Here is a 21,826-nt window from a genome sequence, read left to right as displayed (position 1 = left end):
GATTCCTGGAGCGGCCCGCCAGATCGACGTGTGATTCCTGGGTGGGCTAGCGGCCGATGAGGTCGGCGCCGCCGTCGACCGGGAGCACGGTGCCGGTGATCCAGGCGGCGTCTTCGGAGAGCAGGAACGCGACGGCGGCCGCGACGTCCTCCGGGCGCCCCACTCGGCCGAGGGGGTACTCAGTGCTCCGGGTGGCGATCAGGGTGGAGTAGGCGTCGGGGTCCAGGCCGCCGCTCACCCAGATGCCGGTGTCGACCAGCGAGGGGCGCACCACGTTCACCCGCACCGGCGCCAGCTCCAGAGCGAGGGCACGGCTGAAGGACTCCACGCCGCCCTTCGCGGCCGCGTACGCGCTCACCGAGCCCTGCGGGTTGGCCGCGATCGAGGAACTCAGGGTGACGATGGCGCCCTGAGGGGCCCGCAACGCCGGGGCGAAGGCGCGGCAGGCGTTCATCGTCCCGAGCAGGTTGACGGCGATCTGTCGCTCTGCCTGTCCGGCTGAGGTCTCGATGAGGTCGCCTCGGGTGACGGTCCCGGCGCACGTGACCACGGCGTCCACCCGGCCCTGCTCCGACAGTACCCGCGCGGCGACGGTAGCGACGCCGTCGGCATCGGCCACGTCCACCTCGTGCTGGACGTCCGGCACCCAGTCCGACTCGGGGTCGGCCGCCTGACGGGACAGGCTCACCACCTGGTACCCGGAGCGGTGTAGGCGCTCACCGACGGCCCGGCCGATGCCAGCCGAGCCGCCGGTGATGACGACGACAGGTTGTTCCGCGGGGGGTGAGGTCACGGTGTGCCGGTTTCCTATCGACAGCGGGGATGGTTTCGCCGGTGGGCAGGACACGACGGTACCCCAGGACGAAACGAGCCGGCCGGCCGGGCATCCTGCCTGCTGAGGATTGCCCGGCCGGCCGGCTCAGGAGGTCACGACGGCTGGTTCGTGTTCCCGCAGGAGACCACGATGCAGGCCATCCGATCGAAGGCGGGGACGTCCACTCGCACACCGTCCGCGGTTGCGACGACGTCGAGGTCTTCGCCGCTGACCGCATCAGTTGCTGCGAGGGCGTTCACGTTCGGCATGTCGCGCAGATGGACCGAGAGACCTTCGGCGGGTGGAGCTGCGGGGTTGATCGTGCCGTCTCCCCAGCGTTTGGCATAGCCCGAGTCCTGAACCCAACTGAAGTCGTTGGTGATCGCGATCGTGTACGTGTGTGCCTGACGTTCGTAGGCAACGCCGTACCGTCCGGCTGGGCCACCCACGACTTGAACGGTTGCCGAACCGGTGTGGGGCGCGAGCGCGGTGCGCAGCGATGCGGCCGCAAGCGGGTTCCCGGCTTCGGTGCTCCACTCCCACGACGGGTCCATCGTAATGACCGCGCCCCCACCGGCAGTGAAGTCGTCCACCGCCGCTTGTTCTGCACCCGTGAGCTCGGTGGGGTTCGGCAGGATGAGTACCTGATACCCGTCCAGCTCGTTCTCAGCGAGCTGATGGTCATTCACGATCCCGATGGGCAACCCGTCCTCTGTCACGGTCTGGTACACACCGATCGTCGGCCAGATGACCTCTTCCCACGCAGCGCGGAAGTCTCCCTCACGTGCATTGCGGATCCGTTCGCTGTAGTGCACGGCGGCCCAGCGGACTGGCCTGGTACCCGCCAGGCGCGGCGAGATCGCGGTGCCGAGCTCGAACGCCGCCTCCAAGCCGGCGAGCGGGGTCTTCAGTCCGTCCGGCCAGGCCGGCGGGTCCTCGCCGATCAGGGTCGTACCTTCTTGCGTGTCCATGCTGGCGATGCCGCCGAAAGTGGTGACGGAAGCGGCGAATCCCTCCGCGTGGTCTTCGTTCGGCAAGCCTGTCACCCAGATCAGCGGAGGGCGACCGTCCGAGGAGTCCCGCATCACTGAGAAGCTCAGTGCCTGGCGGACATGGTGCGCGGGTTGCAGCAGGTCGGGGTAGTCCAGGAAGACGTTGTAGCTGTAGTTGTGCTTCCAGGCGGTGTCGAACTCGTTCTTCGCCGAGTCAGCGACTCGAGCGAGTCGCGTGGTCATTCCCCGCCTCGTCATCCCCGGCAGCTCGGTCGCGCTGATGATGAAGACGATCTCCGGATAGTCGGCTTTAACGTCGTCCATCCAGTACTGGAACGTGTCCTCGATCCGGCGTGCCCGGAAGTCGAGATAGGCGAGGTAGGACGGGTCGTTCCAGGTCTCGGGCGGCCAGGTGGGCCACGATGACGGGTCGCCTGGGGGGACGGGCGCTGGAGTGCTTGTCTCGGATTCCCAGTCAAGTGCAAGCGTCGACCCCCAGGCACCCACCTGGGGGAGGTGGTTCTCGTCGAAAAAGAACCCGTCGGCCCCCATCGCGGCGAGCTCACGTAGTCGGGTCAGCACGACGTCGCCGTACGGACCGGTGATGTCGAGGTGGGTACCTCTCCCGTGTTCGAGCGGGTCGCCGTCGGGCGTGCGGCAGATGTAGGAGGGTTCGTTGTCCCGGTACCAGGCCTCCGACATGTGCCAGTAGTACGCGATGACCCGCATGCCGAGGCTATGCGCATAGTCGATGTACTCCTGCGGAATGTTCCGTCCCGCCTCGACCTCCACGCCCCTGATGATGCGGTCGTGGTCCGAGAGGGGGTTGCCGTCCGGCCCGAGTGGGAGTGCCGTGGGCCACCAGGGCTGCTCGTCGCCGAATTTGGCGTGACGTGTGAACGCGCCGGCCCCCAGCTGCTGGAAGCGCTCGGCAGCGTCGGAGAACTGGGGAGTGTCGTGATAGCGGTCGATCATCAGGCGCGTGTGCCCCTGGACGCGGTTCGCGTCGTACCAGAACGGGACGCCGCGCCCGGTTCCGCTGCCCGACGTGGCGTGCGGTGGTGTGCGTGCGCCCGGTGCTGCGATCGCAGGTGTCGGCACGAGGAACCAGCCGGCCGTGGCGGCACCCAGGCCGAGAACGGTACGCCGGGCGGGGCCGGTGGGTGAGCCCGCCTCACGGTCGATCGGTGTGTTCGTGGTCATGGCCGCTGAACCTCCTTGTTGCGGGTGAGCATCTGCCTCCGGACTCACGGGGGACGTGAGTGGACCGCGCTGGCTCCTGCCGTGCGGAACGGCGTTCCTGGCGACCCAATGGATAGGGTCTATCGCCCAGTCATCTCGAACGCTGTCGGCTCTGACGCTGATAATCATGCCAGATGTGAGCATGACAGGCAACAGTAGATGCTATTCAAGCGCAAACCGGCTTCCTATAGATAGCATTAATGCTGCAGCTGGAGTGCTTCCCACAGTCCCGCCGGGACTGGTGCGTGCACGGCTGCGACATTGCTCGCGACTTGCTCGGCGCTGTTGCAGCCCACTGTGACGGTCGCGACCGGTCCGAACCTGAGCGGGAACTGGAGTGCAACCGCCACGAGGTCCGTGCCATAGCAGTGGCAGAGATCCTGGATGCGCCGCGCTCGGTGGAGCACGGCATCGGGTGCGGGCGCGTAGTCGTAGGTCACGGGCTCATCCGAGCCGAGCGTGGCGAGGACTCCCGAGTTGAACACGCCTGCCGCAGCAATGCCGACGCCACGATCGGAGCACGCCGGCACCAGGTCGTCGGTGGCCGAGCTGTCCAGCAAGGTGAGGCGACCCGCGATCATGACCACGTCCATGTCGGTCTCGCGGACGAACCGGGTGAGCAGTGCCGACTGGTTCATGCCTGCGCCGATGGCGCGCACCACTCCTTGAGCGCGGAGCTCTTCCAGTGCCGGGTAGGCGTCATCCAGGGCCTCCGCGGCGTGGTCATCCGGGTCGTGGAGGTACACGACGTCCACGCGATCCATCCCGAGTCGCTCGAGGCTCTCCTCGAGCGAGCGCCGCACACCGTCCCGGCTGAAGTCCCAGACGCGTTCGTGTGTGGCGGGCACATCGTGGAGGTGATCGCGGCTGGGCATGCCGTCAACTGAACGCGGTTCCAGCAGGCGTCCGACCTTCGTCGATATGATGAAGGAGCCACGCGGTCGCCCGCGCAGAGACTGCCCGAGCCGTCGCTCCGACAGGCCGAGCCCGTAGTGGGGTGCCGTGTCGAAGTATCGGAGACCGTGGTCCCACGCCGATTCGACGATCGATGCGGCGCTCTCATCGCTCAAGTGTCGATGGAGATTGCCCAGTTGAGCGCAACCGAGTGAGAGCGGAATCTGACCGGACGTGGTCACCGAGCCGCTGAACAGGGACATCCGCTCCGGGGGTGTCACGCCGGTTGCGGCTGGTCCAGGCGGCTCATGCTCTCTTCCATCAGCCATCGATGCTGCTCGGGAGGCTCGACGCGTTCAGCCCAGACCCGGAGCACCTCGAGATCGCGTGCGCTCTCCGCACAGAGACGCTGAACGGTCTCCGGGTCCCAGTCGTGGAGAAGGTCCATGCGTAGTTCGGCGACGATCGTCGCGTAGTCGGGGTGCTGGCCAAGATCGACCTGCTCGTGTGGATCGGACTCCAGATCGAAGAGCTGCTCCGGCTGATCGGCGTAGTAGCAGAACTTCCAACGATCGCGCCGGAGCATCCGGTGGGTGCGACCGCTCGTGGTCACGTACTCGGAGAATGCCCGGTCTTCCCATGCGCTGGAGTTCGCGGTGTTCTCCGTCAGGATCGGGATCATAGAACGCGCGGAACTGTTCGGCAGGGCAGGTGCACCCGCAGCGTCCAGGAGAGTTGCCGTCAGATCCGTTCCGGACGCCACCCGGTCGCAGGTCGTGCCGGCCGGCAGGTGGCCCGGCCAGGACACGATGCCGGGGATGCGAACGGACTCCTCGAAGAACGTCTGCTTCCACCAGAGTCCGTGCTCTCCCAAGTGATCCCCGTGGTCCGAGAGATAGATGACGAAGGTGTCCTCAGCCAGGTCGTTCCGGTCAAGCGCGTCGAGGATCCGTCCGATCATGGCGTCCATGCGATACACCAAGGCGTAGTACGCGGTTCTGGCGCGGCTGGACTCGTCGGCGGTGACGTCGTCGATTCCCGTCTCTGCTCGCCACCCCGCGTGGTATGGGTGCTCGGACACAGACGGGTACCGGGGTGGGGGCACTGCGCCGTCAAACAAGTCGTAGTCCTCCCGGTTGGCCACATAGGGCTGGTGCGGGAGCATGAGGCCGATGGAGAGGGCGAACGGTGTGCTGTCGCCGGCGGTTCGTGCCCTTCCGATCTCATCCAGCCTGGTCACCGCGTGCTCAGTGACGTCTTCGTCGTGAAACTCGTACGGGTTCGAACCGGCTCCGGTCTTGCTGAGACTGACCCGAAGCGGGTCATTCGTTCCGTGGAGGCTGCCGCGAGCGGGTTCTGGGCCCCCTGGGTGGTTGGGCGAGTGGTCTCCGACTGCCCGCTCGGCGTAGCCAAGCAGCTGGTCGCGTCCGCGGGAGTGGAGGCGACCGACGAGCTCGGGGCGGTATCCGGCGGCTCCCAGAGCGTGCGGCCAGGTGGCATGGGCGCCGCTGAGGATGTTCTCGTTCGTCCAGACCTGGTTCTCATACGGCTCGCGACCGGTCAGGAGTGACATGCGGGATGGGGTGCAGATCGGTGACGGGCAGTACAGATTCGTCAGGCGCACGCCGCGGTCCGCTAACCGATCCAGGTGGGGTGTGCGGGCGACAGGGTCTCCACTGCATCCCATGACCGACGCTGCATGCTGATCGGACAGGATATAGAGGAGGTTCGGGCGCTTCGACGACACGGTGCTCACTCTCCGATGGGTTCGCGCGGCTCGTGCAGGAGCCTCTTCTGTACTTGCTGCCGGTACTGATCCAGTGCCATGTCGACGTGGTGGCCCATCGCTGCGCCGGCCTCGTCGGCGTCACCATCCGATATGGCTGCGGCGATGCGTGCATGCTCGCCCGCGCCACGACGGATCACATCGCCTGCCTCACCTTCGAAGCCGACCGTCATGACTCGCCGCTTCAGCGCCGAGAGGTTCTCGATGAGTGAGCAGAAGAACATGTTGTGCGAGCCCTGCGCGATCGCCAGATGGAGTTGCTCGTCGGCTGCGATGTAGGCGTCGAACGCTCCCTCGGCGGCCGCGTCGACCGTGGCCTGGGCAGCATCCCGGATCTGCTTGAGCTCTGAAGGGTTGGAGCGTTTCGCCGCTTGCGCAGCTGCCTCGACCTCGAGTGTCCGCCTCGCCTCGTAGAGCATCTCGACGTGGTCGAGGTTCTGCAGCAGCAGCGGTTCCCATGTGCCCGGAGTGAGGGTGGTAGTGGGGTTGGCGACGAAAATGCCGGCCCCCTTGCGCGTGACAACCTGACCGCGGGCCGAGAGCAGCTTGATCGCCTCGCGCGCCACGGTGTGGCTCACCTCGAGGCGGGAGGCGAGGTCCTTCTCGGTGGGGAGTCGGTCGCCTGGTGCGTGTCCCTCACGGTCGATCAGGGCGAGGATTCGCTCCGCCGCGATCTCGTAGCCCGGCCGGTAGGTCTGTGCGCGGCTTCCCTTGTTCGACGCGCCAGCCTTCTTGGTGTTCTTCTCCACGTCGCCTCCTAGCAAGTAGATGGTAACTATACATGGCTCGTTGGCTGATCGCTAGCCCGATCGGCCGGCGTGATGCGAACCAGTATCCGTCGGTCGTAGGGAACCCTTGGGCGAGCGGTTGACCGCTCAACAGCAACAATGGAGAGTCGATCCGGTCGATCGGCAGGCTGCGTTGCTGATCGCCTGGTGAAGCGGTTCCTGAGCAATGAAGTGCATACATGGTGGTTGACCGACCTGGCCGATATGAATATGGTTGGTATTCATTCGCGGCCCGCAGTGGTGCTTCAGGTCATTGCGCGCGACGGTCGCTGAAGTCGATGAGGACGCTGCACAGCACGCACCGAAGGAGCGAGAGATGGCTGCAGGGAGAACGCGGACCGGACGGTTCGATCACGCAACAGGACGTCGCCGGGGGAGGCCCTGGGTCGTGCTCGGTATCGGCGCGGCGCTGGCTCTGGCCGCATGTGTCCCGGGCCAGGGCGAAGGTACGGAGGATCCCGCCACCGAGACGGCGTCGCAGGCTGAAGGTCCCGCCGAGTTGGTCATCTGGACCGATCCGAACCGTCAGGTTGGGTTCGAGATGTACCAGGACGAGAACCCGGAGGTCGATCTCCAGATCGAGACGTTGCCTGATGACATCGAGTCGCGGCTCCAGTTGGCCAACCAGGCCGGCGAGGGATGGCCGGACATGATCGTAGTGAAGACGCAGCAGATGGCGGCCTTCGCCGACGCGCCGTATGAGTTCTCGGCGGACATCTCGCCGTACGTGCCGGAGGATCTGCTCGGCGAGTTCTCGCCGGCCATCCTCGACCTATGCACGGACGGGGACGCCCTCTATTGCATCAACAACGACCTCTCGCCTCTGGTGCTCTGGTATGACAAGGACCTGATGGAGGAGTTCGGGTACGAGTTGCCGACCACGTGGGAAGAGTTCGAGGCGCTGGGGCTGCAGCTGGCGGAAGAGCACCCTGGGTACATCATGGGCCACATCGCCACCATGCAGTACCTGCCGGTCTCGCGGTGCCCGATGGCGCAGGTGGTGGGCGATATGAGCCTGCAGGTCGATCTGGAGGATCCGAACTGCACGCGTGTGTTCGAGATGATCGACAACATGCTCGCCGCCGGGGCACTCTCGCCCATGTCGCCCAATGACCCGGAGTTCATCGCCGACTACGCCGCGAACCGGCACCTGCTGATGTCGGTCCAGCCACTGCACCGCGGTCAGTACGGATTCATCAACGCCTACGAATGGCCTGAGGGGTCTGTGGGTATCGCTCCTCCGTTGCGCTGGGAGGACGAGGACGAGGTGCACAACTACTACGGCGGCGGTGTTGCCTATGCCGTCTCGCGGCACAGCGAGCACCTGGAGGCAGCCGCCGAGCTCGCGGCCTGGATGGCCACCGGCCCCTATCAGACGGCGCCGGAGACGCCGACCTTCCCCGCCTACCGGCCCGCGCAGGACAACTGGATCGAGAACCACACCGACATGTTCTATGTCGAAGACGGGGAACTGGGCGACGTTGTCGAGGCGTCGGAGTCGCAGCTGTCCCCCTACTGGGACGAGCTGAACGTTGGATCCATCCGCTCCAGTTACGCCCAAGCGGTCGAACCGGGTCTGCGACAGGGTGAGTCCATCTTCGACCTGGTCCCCGCGTGGCAAGAGCTCATCGTGAACGAGGCGCAGGCGGCCGGCTGGACCGTCGAGGAAGGATGATCGCCGCGATGATCAACCACTACCCAGGCGTGAGCGCATGAGTGCTCCCACTGCGGTACGCCCCCCGCGGAGCCGGTCGGTGCCCACCGACCGGCCCTCGGGCCGGTCCGTGACGCGTGGACAGGCAACTGCCGGGTATGTGCTGTCCAGCCTGTATGTGCTGTTGTTCGTCGCCTTCGCGTTCCTGCCGGCGGTGTATGCGGTCTACCTTGCGTTCGTCCGGCCCGGAGGAGGGTTCGCCGGGATCGGAAACTTCATCACCGTGGCCACCGACTTCCGGTATGTGGCGACGTTCAAGAACCTTGGGGTGTACGCCCTGGTGTTCCTGGTGCCGACGTTGGTGATCTCAATCGGGCTGGCCCTCTTGCTGCACGGGCGCAGGACCGGTGTGGCGTCGACGTTCCGGGTGCTGTACTACCTGCCGCACTCGGTGATCGGTGTCGCTGCCGTGCTGCTGTGGCTGTTCCTGCTGACCCCGCGGGTCTCGCCGATCGGCGGGTTGCTGGAGTCGCTGGGGATGGAGCAGTTCTACGACGTGGTCCGGCCGGGCAACCCGGCGAGTCTGGCGGTGCTGTTCGCGATCATTGCCGTGTGGACCTCGGGGCAGGGCATCTTGCTGATGTTCGCCGCGCTGTCGTCTGTTCCTCAGGAGGTGGAGGAAGCGGCATCCATTGACGGTGCTAACGCGTGGCAGATGGTCTGGCACATCAAGTTGCCCCTGCTGCGCAAGTGGGTCGCGTACCTGCTGATCACGAGCGTGGCCGCGTCCACGCAGTTGTTCGCCGAGCCGCAGCTGATGTCAGCGGTGACGAACGGTGCGGTGGGGACCAACTTCTCGCCGCTGCAACTGGCCTACACGTTCGCCTACCAGTACGGCAACTTCCCAGCGTCAGCGGCGTTGTCGATCCAGCTGCTCCTGCTCGGCCTGGGCGGGGCCGTGCTCGTGGTGAAGAAGACCGGGATGTTCCGGGTGGAGGTCTAGATATGCGTGATATGCGAATCGATCGCACGATCCTGTCTGCTTCGGCGGCCCGCACATTCGCCTGGATCGGCCTGCTGCTCTGGGCAGCTTTCGCGATCCTGCCGATGCTCTGGCTGGTCCTGGCGGCAACGAAATCAGGTGCCGCACTGGCGACCGAGCACCCCTTCGCGTTCGGTTCCTTCGCGCGGGTCGGGGAGTCGTGGGAGCACCTGGCCGAGTTCAACGACGGCGTCTTGTACCGGTGGTTGGGGAACACCGTGATCCTGACGGGCGCGCAGATGGTGCTGACGCTCGTGGCGACCGTTCCCGCTGGGTATGCGCTCGGCGCGTGCACCTTCCGGATGCGCAAGCCGATCCTCATGGCCACCCTCGGTCTGATTCTGCTGCCCGGCGGTGCGCTCGTGCTGCCGCAGTTCCTGGAGATGGTGGCGCTAGGACTGGTTGGAACCAGGTGGGCCGTCATTCTTCCAGGGGCGGTTTTCCCGCTCGGGCTCTACCTGACCTTTATCTACTTCTCCAGCACGATCGGTCGCGATGTCTATGACGCGGCCCGGATCGACGGATGCAGCGAGTGGAAGGTCTTCCTGAAGGTGGCGATGCCGCTTGCGGCACCGATCGCCGCGTTGGTGACCTTCTTCTCCTTCACCCGGAACTGGGGCGAGTTCCTGCTGCCGTACATCATGCTCTCGAGTGATGACTTCCCGTTGCCGGTCGGGCTCGCGCTCCTGGCCTCGGTGGCACCCGAACTCAATCCGAACTCCATCGTGCAGTCCGACATCGGTATCCCAGAGGTCGTGCTTGCCACGTTGCTGACCATGCTTCCGGTGCTGCTGGTCCTGATCTTCGCCCAGCGGATCGTTCTGCGGGGGGCCACCATCATGGGTGGGGCGCTCAAGGGATGACCGCCTCGCTGCGTGAGTTTGAGGATCAGAACGTTCGATCCACCAGAGAGGACGCGATGGAGAAGACCGACCACGGACTGCGGCCCCGCCGAACCGGGGGTCCGGCCATCTACCTGGCGGGTGACTCGACCGTCGCTTCGCGTCCTATCCACGAGAAGCCGTCGTTTGGGTGGGGAAGTCACCTGGGTGCTGAGTTGAACGCTCTTGTGACTGCTCGCCGCGTGCAGCGGGGGCTGCCGCCGCTGACGGTGCCGGTGTGCAATTTCGCGCAGGGAGGCGCTAGTACGGAGTCGTTCCGGGAGAGCGGCCTGTGGGGTGAGTTGTTGGGTTTGGTGCGCGGGGGTGATGTCGTGCTTATCCAGTTCGGTCATAACGACGCCAAGCACGAGCACCTGGGTGCGGGCGGTCAGTACCGCACGAACCTCATCCGCTTCGTGGACGAGGTCGAGGCTGCGGGAGCCACGCCGGTCCTGTGCACGTCGGTGGCGCGACGCGTGTGGGATGGCGCGACCCTGACCGACACCCACGGGCGGTACCCGCAGGTGGTCCGCGAGCTGGCTACGGAACGGTCCCTGTCACTGATCGACCTGCACGCGATGACCCACGAGCTGTACGAACGGCTGGGTCCGGAGGGGTCGGTCGATTACTTCACCCACCGCGCACCCAGCACCCAGTTCCCCGACGGCCTGCAGGACGATAGCCACTCCTCCTTCCTCGGTGCCCGGACGATTGGTGAGTACGTGGCCGACGCCATTGTCGATCTGGTGCTGGCCGCCGCGGACGCTTCGAGTGATGCCACAGAATCTGACACGGGCGGCAGCACGCGGCGCGTCGATCCGATCACCGGATCGACGATCCGTCAGTTGACCCACGGCCGGGCTCACTCGGTACACGGGTACTACGACCTGCCACCGTGGTCGCGTGCGGACGGGCGGATCGCTTTCAGCCGTCACCGTGGCAGCAGTGATGGCGAGATCTGTGTCATGGGGCCGGACGGATCGGATCTGACAGTGGTGGCCAGATCGGCGGCCATGACGGCCAATGATGGTGCGATGCCGCAGTGGTCGGCCGACGGCGCGCGGTTGTACTTCCGGGACGTCGACGAACGCGGCCCGCTCGTTTCGACGGTCGATATGGCAACCGGTGCACTCGAGTCCACACCGGGCGACCTGCGGATGATGCGCCCCGGTCACGATGAACTCGTCTACTTCACCGATCGTGCCCGCCGCGACGACGAAAGCGTCCGGCGCTCCAAGACCACGAGCGGCGTCGTCATCCGTTCCTTCACCGATGCTGGCGAGCGGACTGTCGCCACGGTCCAGGACGCGCTGGACCTCCATCCTCGGCGTGCAGAGATCGCGGACTGGCACCTGTACATCAAGCACACCAAGTGGTCTCGTGACGGTCAGCGGTTGATGTTCGTCTTCACGAACGAGAAGTTCTACGACACGAAGTTCGCCGAGCTTCCGCGGGTGAAGGACCTCTACTCGGTGAATGCTGACGGCAGCGACCTACGCAGGCTCGGTGAGTTCGGGAACCACCCGAGCTGGCATCCGGACGGACGACGTCTTCTCGCGAACGCGGCATTCGGTGACCGCCCCGGCTACAGCCTGGTCCTGATCGACACCCTCACCGGGGACCGTGAGCTGGCCGCCGATGCGATCGGCGGCCACGGCCACCCATCCTTCTCCCCGGACGGGCGATGGATCGTGGTCGACCATGTCATCAACAGTGAGGGCATCGCCACCCTCAACCTGATCGACACGACCGACCACTCCATCCGCCAGCTGGTCGAAGTCGCCGTCACCGATCACTCTCACCGGGGCACACACCTGCACCCGGTTTGGTCCCACGACTCACGCAGCGTCCTGTTCGCCAGCGACGCCTCCGGCTACTCCCAGCTCTGCGTCGTGGACATCTGAGAAGCCGTGGACATCTGAGACCTGGAGGATCCCCATGCCAGAGCACCCCGCGCTCGGTCGCACCATCTATGCCAACCCGCTGCGGTCGCCGTCGGACGTGGACGGATTCCGGATGGAGGGAGACGGCGTGGTGACATTCCCGCAAGGGCGGATGCGGCTCGAGAGCACGAGGCCGGTCGAGGACGGGCAGGCCGCCAATCTCGTGTTTTGGTGTCCGGAGGTTCTCCCCGATCGGGTGGCGATCCGGTGGAAGTTCTGGCCGATCCGCGAACCGGGCCTGGCGATCATGTTCTTCGCCGCCACGGGAATGGGCGGTGAGAACGTCCACGACGACGCCCTGGCCCGGCGCACCGGTGAGTACCCGCAATACCACAGCAGTGACCTGCGCACCTTGCACGTGTCCTACTTCCGCCGCAAGCAGCCCCACGAACGGGCCTTCCACACCTGCAACCTGCGCAAGAGCCCGGGCTTCCACCTCGTGACGCAAGGCGGTGACCCGATCCCCGACGTAGCCGACGCCGACCCGCCCTACACCATCACCGTGATCAAAGACGGGCCCCACGTGGAGTTCTGGATCAACGCGCTGCGCTGCTTCACCTGGACCGACGACGCCACCACCGGGGAGGTGTTGGCCGGCGGCCAGATCGGATTCCGGCAAATGGCACCCCTGATCGGCGAGTACACCGACCTCGAGGTAGCGCTCCTCGAAGAGGCAGCACACGACGAGGAGATCGCGAGATGACGGCAGCTGCAGAGACGCCGGCGGCGCGCCGCCCGCACGTCCTCCTCGTCACCGTCGACCAGTGGCCCGGGCACCTGTTGCAGTCGGCTGGTCATCCCGTCGTGCAGACGCCCACCCTCGACGAGCTGGCCGCGACCGGGATCCGCTACACCCGCGCCTACAGCGAGACGCCGGTGTGCGTTCCCGCGCGCCGAGGGCTGATGACCGGGACCACGGCCCGCACCCACGGCGTGAGGTGGAACGAACCGGAAGCGCCCATGCCGGACCTGGCGACCCTCGCCTCAACGTTCCGTGACCACGGCTACCAGACCTACGCCGTCGGGAAACTCCATGTGCACCCGCAACGGGACCGCATCGGGTTCGACGACGTCCTGCTCACCGAAGAAGGTCGGACCCAGTGGGGCGTGGTCGACGACTACGAGGCTGCGCTGACCGACGCTGGGTTCCACGGTCAGGCCTTCACGCACGGGATGGGCAATAACCAGTACCTCTCCCGCGCGTGGCACCTGCCGGAACGGTTGCATGTGACGAACTGGGCCACGGAGCAGATGGCGCGCCAGATCAAGCGCCGGGACCCCACCCGGCCCGGATTCTTCTACCTCTCCTACACGCACCCGCACCCGCCGCTGGTCCCACCCGCGGAATACCTCGATCTCTACCGTCGCCGGGAGATGGACCCACCGGTCCACGGGCAGTGGGCGGATGATCCGGACGCAGCGCCCTGGCCGGTGCGCGAACGGCAACGCTCGGCACCACCGGAAGCTCTGCGCGAGGACGCCCGGCGGGCGTTCTACGCCCTATGCACCCACATCGATCACCAACTACGTGTGGTCATCGGCACGTTGCGTGAGGAAGGCATGCTCGAGGACACGGTGATCCTGTTCACCTCAGACCACGGCGAGATGCTCGGCGACCACGGCACCTGGGCCAAGTCACTCTTCTACGAAGGCGCCGCGCGGGTGCCGATGATCCTCACCGGTCCCGTCGGGGACGACCGCGTGTCACCCGGCCAGGTGGACCAGCGACTATGCGGGCTCCAAGACGTCATGCCCACGCTCCTCGACCTGGCCGGCATCGACCCACCCGCTGGGCTCGACGGCCGCTCCGTGGTCACCGGGGCGCAGCGTGGGCACTTCACGGGCGCCGTCGGAGCCGGGGTGAAGGCCACCTGCATGGCCCGCGACGACCGGTACAAACTCATCTACTACCCCCACGGAAACCAACGGCAGCTGTTCGACCTGGATGTCGATCCGGCCGAACTCGACGACCTGGCTTCCTCGCCCGACCACCAGGACGTCCTCGAGCGGCTCTCGAACGTCTTGGTCTCGGAGCTGGGCGTAGAAGCCGAAGAGTGGACGCGCGAGGGGAAGTGGATCGGAAACCCGGGTCGCGCCGACAGCGGCGGCAGTGCCGGCCCCGATGCTCCACCAACGCGCGGTCTGTCCGGCCAACGCGGCCTGCACTAACCCCAGTGCTCAACGAACAACGGAGGTACAGATGACACGACGACGCTATGCCGTGGCAGGGACGGGCAACAGGGCGCGGATGTACCTGGGCGCCCTGGCGGGAGAGCATCGCGCAGACGGTGAGCTGGTCGCCCTGTGCGAACCGAACCCGACACGGGCGGCCCACTACAGCACGCTCCACGAGTTCTCGGTTCCCCGCTACGACCCGGACGACCTCGAGCAGCTGATCGCCGACCATCAGGTCGACCGCGTCGTCGTCACCTCGCCCGATCACACCCATGCCGACATGGTCAGCCGGGCGTTGCGAGCCGGTGCGGACGTCGTCGTCGAGAAGCCCCTGACGACAACGGCGGCCGGGATCGCCGAGATCACTGACGCCGTTCAGGAGACGGGGCGGGATCTGGTGACTACCTTCAATTACCGCTACGCACCGCGCAACAGTGAGTTGCGCCGGGTGCTTGCCGCCGGTGAGATCGGGCAGGTGCTTTCGGTGCACTTCGAGTGGGTCCTGGACACGTCTCACGGCGCCGACTACTTCCGCAGGTGGCATCGGGAGAAGGCGAGGTCCGGCGGGCTCCTCGTGCACAAGTCATCCCACCACTTCGACCTGGTGAACTGGTGGATCGGTGCGGTGCCCGTTCGTGTCTACGCGGCCGGTGGTTTGATGTTCTATGGGCCTGACGGCGCTGGTGCTTCGGGTGCGGGGCCGCGCCCCGATCGTGGCTCTTCGGGGGCGGCCAACGACCCCTGGTCCCTCGACCTGCGCAGCGACCCGCGCCTGCAGGCGCTCTACCTCGACGCCGAGCACCACGACGGCTACCGCAGGGACCAGGACCCCTTCGCGCCGGGTATCACCATCGAAGACGACCTCGCCGTGATGGTGCACTACGACTCCGGTGCCATGCTGACCTACTCCCTGACGGCGCACGGGCCCTGGGAGGGGTACCGGGTCGTGGTGAACGGGTCAGCGGGCCGTGCCGAACTCGATGTGGTTGAGCGGTCCTACGTGCCGCTCGAGACCGGTGGGCGGGTGGTGGATCCGTCCGCGACCGAGGTGGATGAGATCGACGGGGTGCGACCGGTGGGAGGGCGGCTGGTGGTGCAGCGTCACTGGGAGCGTGCGCGGGAGGTTGAGATTCCCCGTGGCACGGGCGGGCACGGTGGAGGTGACGCGATCCTGCTGCAGGATGTGTTCCGACCTGGGCAGCGGCCCGACCCTCTGGGGCAGCGAGCAGGAGCGCTCGACGGCGTCCGTGCGGTTGCCGTAGGTATCGCCGGCAACCGATCGCTCGAGACGGGAGACGCCGTCCGGATCGGTGATCTCGGGGTCGAGCTACAGTGAGGATCAGGAGAACCAGGCGTCACCAGGACATCACCTGGCCTGCTGAGATGGAGTGGCGCCTCGAGAGTTCCGACGAGACCCTCGATCCGATCGGTGACCTGCGACCGTTCTACCGCGAGGGACGCTTGGTCGGACTGCACAACTCAGAGCTGAGCGTGCATGCTGAGGCCGAGGTCGATGGCTCGGTCCGTGTGCGGCTCGGAAGGCACGGTTCGCCGGAGAGTGACATCGCCCGTCGGGTGCTGCGCGCGGGCCGGGATCGCGGGACCAGCGAACTCAGTGACGACGGCTCCCAGGTGAGCATCGCCGTCGGGGGAACGGTCCTCCACCTCGGCTACCCCGACCTGAGCATGGCCGTGACCCGCCGCTACACCGGCGAGTGCGTGACCCACTCGACCACGGTGGCGCGGGATCCGGACAGCGGTGCCGTCCGTCTGGTCTTCACTCGCCGCCCTGAGCGTCCCGTCTTGGGGCTCGGCGGACGGATCAGCGACCCGGACAAGTCGGGCACGGCCTCGGACATGCTCGCGGTGAAGGCCTACCATCAACGCGGTGACTACGGCGGCTTTCCGATTCCCGCCTTCTGCTCACCCGGAGCGTTCGCGGCAGTGCTGCTCAATCCATACCCGCACGTGTACGTCGATCTCGGGCAGGAGAACCCACTCGAGTGGTCGCTCGACATCCCGGACGGCCCGGTAGACCTCGTGATGAGTGCGGGGAAGGGTCCCCAGGAGTGGATTACGCTGCTGCACGCGTTGACGGGGCGTCCACCCGTGCCGCGACCGCAATGGTTCGGGGCCTGGTTCTCGTGGGCGGGGGAGGCGTCCGCAGACGACTATCGCGCCTGGGTGGAGCAGTTCGCGGTCCAGGAGATTCCCTTGGACGTGCTTGCCCTCGATCTGCACTGGCGCGCCGGAACGTTCTTCAAGGACGAGGAGAGCGGTGACGGGGCGAATCTGGAATGGGACCAACAGCGTTACGGGACGTCCGCGGGTCTAGTCACCGACCTGCAGGAGCGGCAGATCGATCTCGTTCTGCACGTCAACACGAGGATGTACAGCGGTGAGGTGGCGGCTGAGGGGAGATCTCGCGGCTACCTGCGCGACGGTACGCACGAGCAGTGGGTCGCCGACCTGGGCAATCCTGAGGCTGAGGAATGGGCCTGGCGCCAGTATGCGCAACGAGTATCCGACGGCGCCGCAGGGTGGTGGATCGACAACAGCGAACGAGTCGAAGGGAAGCTCCCCAGTGGTGTTCCGTCCCGTAACTTCTACAGCAGCATGTGGAATCAGGACCTGACCACTCGCACCCGTCGCCTCACTGGCCAACCCAGCTACACGCTGACGCGGGGCGGATGGCTCGGGGACCAGACGGTGGCGATCCCGTGGCCGGGGGACACTTCCGCCGGGGTGAGCCGGGTGCGCGAAGACCTCAACTTCGTCATGAACACTGCGATGACCGGTTTCCCCTTCTCCTCCGTGGACCTCGGCGGATTCACCGAACACGCTTCCTCGGGCCTGGGGCTCATCGACAGCGACGAGAACGTGATTCGCCGCATCGCCCACGGGTTCCTCTTCGTCCCGGTACCGCGCCTGCACAGCAGCGTTCGGACGGACCCCAAGCTGCCGTGGCGCTATCGTGAACCCGTCTCGGAGCTGCTGCTCACGTTCATGCGGCTCCGGCACCGCCTCGCGCCCACCTTCTACTCCGCGGCGATCGACGCCGTCGAGCGTGCCGTTCCCATGGTCCGGCCGCTGATCTTCGACTATCCCGACGACGACCGCGTTGCGTCGGTATGGGATCAGGTGCTGGTCGGGCGCTCGCTGCTCGTTGCTCCGGTGGCCGACGAGGGCTGGCAGGAGCGCAGTGTGTACCTCCCACCGGGCATCTGGCACGACTTCTGGTCTGGCGCGATGTATGCGGGTGGTCGCTCTTACGTCGTCGACGCGCCCCTGTATCGGCCGGAGGGCCTGCCGATCTTTGTTCGTGACGGCGCTGTACTCGGTTACCGGCAGAGCGGACGGCCCCGGGAGGGCTGGACCGATCTCACGCTGGCCCCGTATGTCAGTGGATCGGAGGTTGGCGCGGATCCTTTGGTGTTCGGCGACGGCCAGGACGGTCGGCTGTCGGTCGGTCTCGACGCTCGCGGGACGATCGCCCTGGAGGCACAGGGAGCGGACTTTACCGTCGCGGCCGTTGCCCCGGAGGCTGCACGGGACGGGTGTCCGCCTGGACCTCGGACTGTGGTCGCGGACGGCGCGACGGTTCACCTCGAACCGCGGGTAGAACCCAGGTCCGGGTAGTCGGCCGGAGGCGAAGGCGGACGGTCTACGCCAAGTTGTATACCCGTTCCGCCACGCCCCCTTCGACGCTGTCCCGCTCCGCGACGCTGAGACCATCCAGCAGGCCACGATAGGCATCCAGCACCCGGTCGTAGCTTCCGGCGACAAGGCAGACGGGCCAGTCCGAGCCGAGCATCACCCGTCCTGGCCCGAAGACCTCCAGGACCAATTCGACGGCCGGGCGAAGGTCGTTGATCGTCCACCGGGCATGGTCCGCCTCGGTGACCAGTCCCGAGACCTTGCAGGTGACGTTGTCGGTTACGGCGAGGTCGATGATCGCCTCGCGCCACCGGGTGAGGTCGCCACCGCGCAACGGCGGCTTGGCCGCATGGTTGATGACCAACGGCAGGTCAGGGTGCGCCTGCGCAACCGCTGTGGCCGCAGGAAGGTGGCGTTCGTCGGCGAGGACGTCGAACGCCAACCCGCGCCGAGCCAGTTCACGCAGTCCGGACCGGACATCGTCGCGTCCGAGCCAGTTCAGGTCAGCTTCGCGGGGGAGTGGATGACGGATTCCGCGAAGGAAGCTCCCACCCGGGCCGGACTGGAGGACATCGAGGTCTTCCGCCACACGTCCTGAGGTCAGATCAACCCACCCCACCACGGCGGCGACGACCGGGCTGGTGGCGGCTGTGGAGAGGAACTCGACCGTCTCTCCGGCATCCGTGAGTGTCTGAACCAGTACGCTGGCGCCGATCCGGTGCCGGTCGGCGAGGGCCTCGAACTGTGCCGCCGTGAAGGGGGTGAGCAGAAGGTCGTCTCCCCGAGCCCTCAGCCACGGGTACTGCCGACGGCGTGGATCCCACAGATGGTGATGGGCGTCGACCTTCAGCATTGCCTTCCGGTCGACACCCATCGTGCCATTGTGCCTGGGGCGTGCACGGTTACGCCCCGGTCCACCTCAGATTCTCGCCGGATCAGTCTCGAACAGCTCGAAGTGCCGCTCGATGTGCTCCTTCGACGGCGGCTTCGTGAGGTAGCTGCCTCCGACCAGCAGGATCACACCGACGATCGCGGCCGGGATCGCGGGGTGCCAGCCACCGAGCGAGATCGGCAGCCAGCCCTGGTTCAGGCTGAGGAAGATCAGCTCGGAGACCACCATCGAGGCGACTGCCGCGGGTGCCGTGGCCCGGCGCCAGTACAGGCCCGCCAGCAGCGTCGGGAAGATCAGGAATACCGCCGGCCAGGTGATCGAGACGATGATGCTGATGATGCTGCTCGGCCCGAAGAACGCGACCAGCAGGCCACCGGCCACCAGGACTGGCAGCAGGGCGCGTGCGGTGGTGGTGAGCGTCTTGTTCTCCTGCTCGGGGCTGACCTTGCCCCGGCGGCGACGTGCCGGGTTCACGTACTCCTTCGCCACGATCGAGCTCAGGGTCAGCACGATCGAGTTCGCGGTGGAGCCGGTGGCCGCGATGATCGCGAGGATGGCCACCAGCAGCAACCACTGCGGGAGCACCTCCATGATCATCGCCGGGTAGATCGCCTCCGGTGCCGGATCGCCTGGGCGGGTGACCACCCCGACCATCGCGATGTAGAACAGGCAGAAGTAGATGATCGCCGTACCCACCGGCAGCGAGATCGCCATGAACTTGAGCGTCGAGTGGCTGCGGGCCGCCATCCACCGCTGCTGCAACTGCGGCATCGTGAAGTGAGCGGCTGCGAAGATCACCAGCACCGAGATCAGGTACGGCAGACCGAACAGGCCGTCGGCTCCCGGGTTGGACAGCAGTGCGGACTGGCCCTGCTCCTCGACCATGTCGAGCAGGTTGCCGAGGCCGTCAGTGTGGGTGGCGACCAGGATGATCGCTGCGATCGCGAGCAGCACGTACATGAGCCCGCCCTGGATCACATCGGTCCAGACCACGGAGCGGAAACCACCACTCATCACATACAGGGTGACCACCACGGCGAGGAAGACCGCACCGGCCCAGTAGGGGATACCCCCACTGGTGACGGCCTCCAGGGTGAGGCCGCTGCCGCGGAACTGGGCACCCATGTAGGGCACGAGCGCGGCGATCATGATCACGCCCGCCACGAGACCTACCCACCGTGAGCGGTAGCGGTCGGTGAGGTACTCGGTCACGTTCACGATGCCGTACTTGCGGGCGACCACCCAGATGCGGGTGCCGGCGAAGTACAGAATCGGGCCGACGGCCGCGGTGGTGGCCACCTGAATCCAGGCGCCGATGCCGCTGGTGTAGAACTGGCCGGTGATCCCGAAGTAGCTGAAAGCACTGAACAACGTGGCGGTGACCGTGAAGAATGCCGGGATGTTGCTCAGCTTCCGGCTGCCGAGCACGAAGTCCTCGAGCGTGTTGGTCGAGCCCCGGTGCCCGAGGTAGCCCAGGAAGACCAGCAACCCGGCGAAGACCGCGAGCGCGATCCACATGGTGGTGGCAGACATCAGCGCTCCTCCCCGTTTGCGTCGTTCTGCTGCGCGGCGAGAGCCTCAGCGCGGCGTGCGACAGCGGCGTAGGGGTCCCACCGGTAGGCGATCCAGGCGACATACCCGACGAACAGCGCGGTCCAGATGATCCAGAAGAACAGTGGTGCCGGGATCACGCCACCGATGATGGGGGTCGGGGTGTGCTGCGGCCACGGGTAGACCATGAGGGCGGCGAGCAGCACCCCCAGCACGATCGCGACCACACCGGTGGCCCGGGAGCGTTGCGTCTGCGACATGGGGCAGCTTCCTTCCGCGGCGCCGGGCCGCCTCTGCAGGAATCGTCCGGCCGGTCAGCGCAGTGTGTGCCTGTCTGCGCAGGGAGCGGTCGGGTCGGTCGCCGATCACTGTACGCCCGTGCTGCGAACCAGAGCATGCGGGAGGTGAGGGAGGACCACATGGCGGGATACGCCGTCGGGGGCATGCGCTCCCAGCGGCGCGACTACCTACGCGGCCGCGTTGATCAGGTCACGTACGCCCCGCAGCCACACGGCCGCTTCGCCCACCTGGGAGGGGTACTCGGCGTGACCGGCGCTGAGCACCTGCAGCCGGGCGGCGTCACCGGTGGCCGACCGCGCCGCGTTGTGCACCGCGAACTGCCCGGCCGGAGGAACCGCCGGGTCCCACAGCGCGCACGCCATCAGGGTGGGGATCTGCAATCGGGTGGCGGCCGTGGCAGCGTCGAAGTAGCGCAGCACCTCGCGTGCCTGCGGGTGGTCCTTCACGTACTCGGTCACCCGCGCACCACTTCCGGTGCACTGCTGGGCCAGCCGCAGGTCGTACTGCCCGAAGCTCGGGACGTTCAACGCCGCGGCGACGAACCGCTCATCCCACGGGAGTGCGAGCGCGCCCTGCCCGCCGCCGAAGCTGCCACCGACGAACACCAACGGCAGCTCCCGCTCCAGCAGCTGGTGCAGTGCTGTCGCGGCGCACCACACGTCGGCCGCGCAACCGCGCAGCACGTAGGTGTCGACCGACTCGATCCCGTCGATGACGTGCCCGTCCTCAGGCCGGAGCACTTCGGGCATGAGGCTCATCGTGGGGAGTCCGCGGGCCACAGGGAAGATCGCGGCCGCATCTGCCGGCAGCGCTGTCAGATCGGGCTCGGCACGGCCCCCGTAGCCGTGGCTGATCACCACGCCGATGCGGGCGGGCCCGTGGGGGAGGGCCACCCAGCCGCCCAGGCGCAGACCGTCCAGGGTCGTCAGGTCGACGTGGTGCACCTCGTGGTGGCGGCCGGTCATCGGGTCCGGCGTCATCCACGGCTGCGGGTCCACGGTGCGGGCATCGGTGTAGACCTGCTGCCAGAAGTCGTCGAAGCCCGCAGGCGCTGCTGGTGGCTGCACCTGTAGCAACGCGTCGAGGTCATAGCCGTGTGTGGCGTCGAACGGTGCGTCGGGGAACCACGCCTGGAACGGCGGCACTGTCAACTGGTGCTCCTTGATCGATGAACCCGGAACACACTACTGAACATCTGAACGGGTTCGGCGCCGG

At 66.7% G+C, this 21,826-nt stretch carries 17 protein-coding genes; 8 read left to right on the top strand and 9 right to left on the bottom strand.

Annotated features, from left to right (window positions below; genetic code table 11):
- Window positions 1-46 precede the first annotated feature (46 nt).
- The 5 genes from FV560_RS00710 to FV560_RS00690 all read right to left on the bottom strand — a co-directional run bounded on the left by FV560_RS00710 (window position 47) and on the right by FV560_RS00690 (window position 6,477).
- Complete coding sequence (locus FV560_RS00710) at window positions 47-793, bottom strand: SDR family NAD(P)-dependent oxidoreductase (RefSeq protein WP_159618282.1); 747 nt, start codon at window positions 791-793, stop codon at window positions 47-49.
- A 134-nt stretch (window positions 794-927) separates the two neighbouring features.
- A complete protein-coding gene (locus FV560_RS00705) occupies window positions 928-3,009 on the bottom strand; it encodes a type 1 glutamine amidotransferase family protein (protein ID WP_159618280.1) in 2,082 nt (693 codons plus the stop codon).
- A 236-nt stretch (window positions 3,010-3,245) separates the two neighbouring features.
- Window positions 3,246-4,205 (bottom strand): aldo/keto reductase, encoded by a 960-nt coding sequence (locus tag FV560_RS00700; RefSeq protein WP_159618278.1) that lies wholly within the window; start codon window positions 4,203-4,205, stop codon window positions 3,246-3,248.
- Window positions 4,206-4,219: 14 nt separating this feature from the next.
- Window positions 4,220-5,689 carry a sulfatase family protein gene (locus FV560_RS00695; protein ID WP_159618276.1) on the bottom strand — a complete coding sequence of 490 codons (1,470 nt, stop codon included), beginning with the start codon at window positions 5,687-5,689 and terminating at the stop codon, window positions 4,220-4,222.
- Window positions 5,690-5,694: 5 nt separating this feature from the next.
- The gene (locus FV560_RS00690; RefSeq protein ID WP_159618274.1) at window positions 5,695-6,477 is read right to left on the bottom strand and encodes a FadR/GntR family transcriptional regulator; all 783 of its coding nucleotides are present in this window, start codon (window positions 6,475-6,477) and stop codon (window positions 5,695-5,697) included.
- A 355-nt stretch (window positions 6,478-6,832) separates the two neighbouring features.
- Between FV560_RS00690 and FV560_RS00685 the strand changes: the two genes are divergently transcribed.
- Genes FV560_RS00685 through FV560_RS00650 form a run of 8 tightly spaced genes read left to right on the top strand, consistent with a single transcriptional unit; the run spans window position 6,833 to window position 17,850 of the window.
- Complete coding sequence (locus tag FV560_RS00685) at window positions 6,833-8,191, top strand: ABC transporter substrate-binding protein (protein WP_159618272.1); 1,359 nt, start codon at window positions 6,833-6,835, stop codon at window positions 8,189-8,191.
- 37 nt (window positions 8,192-8,228) lie between these two features.
- On the top strand, window positions 8,229-9,173 hold the full coding sequence (locus tag FV560_RS00680; RefSeq protein WP_159618270.1) for a carbohydrate ABC transporter permease: 945 nt from the start codon (window positions 8,229-8,231) through the stop codon (window positions 9,171-9,173).
- A gap of 2 nt (window positions 9,174-9,175) precedes the next feature.
- Entirely contained in the window at window positions 9,176-10,075 is a 900-nt protein-coding gene (locus tag FV560_RS00675; RefSeq protein ID WP_159618268.1) for a carbohydrate ABC transporter permease, read from the top strand.
- On the top strand, window positions 10,072-11,997 hold the full coding sequence (locus FV560_RS00670) for a GDSL-type esterase/lipase family protein (RefSeq protein ID WP_338049685.1): 1,926 nt from the start codon (window positions 10,072-10,074) through the stop codon (window positions 11,995-11,997). Before FV560_RS00675 ends, FV560_RS00670 begins: the two co-directional genes overlap by 4 nt.
- A 34-nt stretch (window positions 11,998-12,031) precedes the next feature.
- Window positions 12,032-12,739, top strand: a complete 708-nt coding sequence (locus tag FV560_RS00665; RefSeq protein ID WP_159618264.1) for a DUF1961 family protein — start codon at window positions 12,032-12,034, stop codon at window positions 12,737-12,739.
- Complete coding sequence (locus tag FV560_RS00660; RefSeq protein ID WP_159618262.1) at window positions 12,736-14,205, top strand: sulfatase-like hydrolase/transferase; 1,470 nt, start codon at window positions 12,736-12,738, stop codon at window positions 14,203-14,205. The genes FV560_RS00665 and FV560_RS00660 overlap by 4 nt, the downstream gene beginning before the upstream one ends.
- 31 nt (window positions 14,206-14,236) lie before the next feature.
- Window positions 14,237-15,547, top strand: a complete 1,311-nt coding sequence (locus FV560_RS00655) for a Gfo/Idh/MocA family protein (protein ID WP_159618260.1) — start codon at window positions 14,237-14,239, stop codon at window positions 15,545-15,547.
- Between the two features lie 47 nt (window positions 15,548-15,594).
- Window positions 15,595-17,850: a glycoside hydrolase family 31 protein gene (locus FV560_RS00650; protein WP_159618258.1), complete on the top strand. Its 2,256-nt coding sequence runs from the start codon at window positions 15,595-15,597 to the stop codon at window positions 17,848-17,850.
- Between the two features lie 25 nt (window positions 17,851-17,875).
- Here the strand turns inward: FV560_RS00650 and FV560_RS00645 are convergent, their stop codons facing one another.
- From FV560_RS00645 to FV560_RS00630, 4 genes are all read right to left on the bottom strand, one after another.
- Complete coding sequence (locus FV560_RS00645; protein WP_200837463.1) at window positions 17,876-18,742, bottom strand: amidohydrolase family protein; 867 nt, start codon at window positions 18,740-18,742, stop codon at window positions 17,876-17,878.
- Window positions 18,743-18,787: 45 nt separating this feature from the next.
- Window positions 18,788-20,293, bottom strand: coding sequence for a sodium:solute symporter family protein (locus tag FV560_RS00640; RefSeq protein ID WP_159618256.1), 1,506 nt, complete (start codon window positions 20,291-20,293; stop codon window positions 18,788-18,790).
- Window positions 20,293-20,571 (bottom strand): hypothetical protein, encoded by a 279-nt coding sequence (locus FV560_RS00635; protein WP_159618254.1) that lies wholly within the window; start codon window positions 20,569-20,571, stop codon window positions 20,293-20,295. The genes FV560_RS00640 and FV560_RS00635 overlap by 1 nt, the downstream gene beginning before the upstream one ends.
- Window positions 20,572-20,778: 207 nt before the next feature.
- Window positions 20,779-21,756, bottom strand: coding sequence for an acetylxylan esterase (locus tag FV560_RS00630; protein WP_235019895.1), 978 nt, complete (start codon window positions 21,754-21,756; stop codon window positions 20,779-20,781).
- Window positions 21,757-21,826: the final 70 nt, after the last annotated feature.

This window comes from Ruania rhizosphaerae, from assembly GCF_009805705.1.
Classification (GTDB): Bacteria; Actinomycetota; Actinomycetes; order Actinomycetales; family Beutenbergiaceae; genus Ruania; species Ruania rhizosphaerae.
Note: the sequence above shows the minus strand (reverse complement) of the source record. Positions and strands in the feature narration are given on the sequence as shown.

Bases quoted from the DNA above. Each gene is read 5' to 3' on its own strand.
- FV560_RS00680 (WP_159618270.1), top strand. From the start codon at position 8,229: ATGAGTGCTCCCACTGCGGTACGCCCCCCGCGGAGCCGGTCGGTGCCC.
- FV560_RS00635 (WP_159618254.1), bottom strand. From the start codon at position 20,571: ATGTCGCAGACGCAACGCTCCCGGGCCACCGGTGTGGTCGCGATCGTG.
- FV560_RS00670 (WP_338049685.1), top strand. From the start codon at position 10,072: ATGACCGCCTCGCTGCGTGAGTTTGAGGATCAGAACGTTCGATCCACC.
- FV560_RS00655 (WP_159618260.1), top strand. From the start codon at position 14,237: ATGACACGACGACGCTATGCCGTGGCAGGGACGGGCAACAGGGCGCGG.
- FV560_RS00650 (WP_159618258.1), top strand. From the start codon at position 15,595: ATGGAGTGGCGCCTCGAGAGTTCCGACGAGACCCTCGATCCGATCGGT.
- FV560_RS00700 (WP_159618278.1), bottom strand. From the start codon at position 4,205: ATGTCCCTGTTCAGCGGCTCGGTGACCACGTCCGGTCAGATTCCGCTC.
- FV560_RS00665 (WP_159618264.1), top strand. From the start codon at position 12,032: ATGCCAGAGCACCCCGCGCTCGGTCGCACCATCTATGCCAACCCGCTG.
- FV560_RS00705 (WP_159618280.1), bottom strand. From the start codon at position 3,009: ATGACCACGAACACACCGATCGACCGTGAGGCGGGCTCACCCACCGGC.
- FV560_RS00645 (WP_200837463.1), bottom strand. From the start codon at position 18,742: ATGGGTGTCGACCGGAAGGCAATGCTGAAGGTCGACGCCCATCACCAT.
- FV560_RS00675 (WP_159618268.1), top strand. From the start codon at position 9,176: ATGCGTGATATGCGAATCGATCGCACGATCCTGTCTGCTTCGGCGGCC.
- FV560_RS00685 (WP_159618272.1), top strand. From the start codon at position 6,833: ATGGCTGCAGGGAGAACGCGGACCGGACGGTTCGATCACGCAACAGGA.
- FV560_RS00660 (WP_159618262.1), top strand. From the start codon at position 12,736: ATGACGGCAGCTGCAGAGACGCCGGCGGCGCGCCGCCCGCACGTCCTC.
- FV560_RS00640 (WP_159618256.1), bottom strand. From the start codon at position 20,293: ATGTCTGCCACCACCATGTGGATCGCGCTCGCGGTCTTCGCCGGGTTG.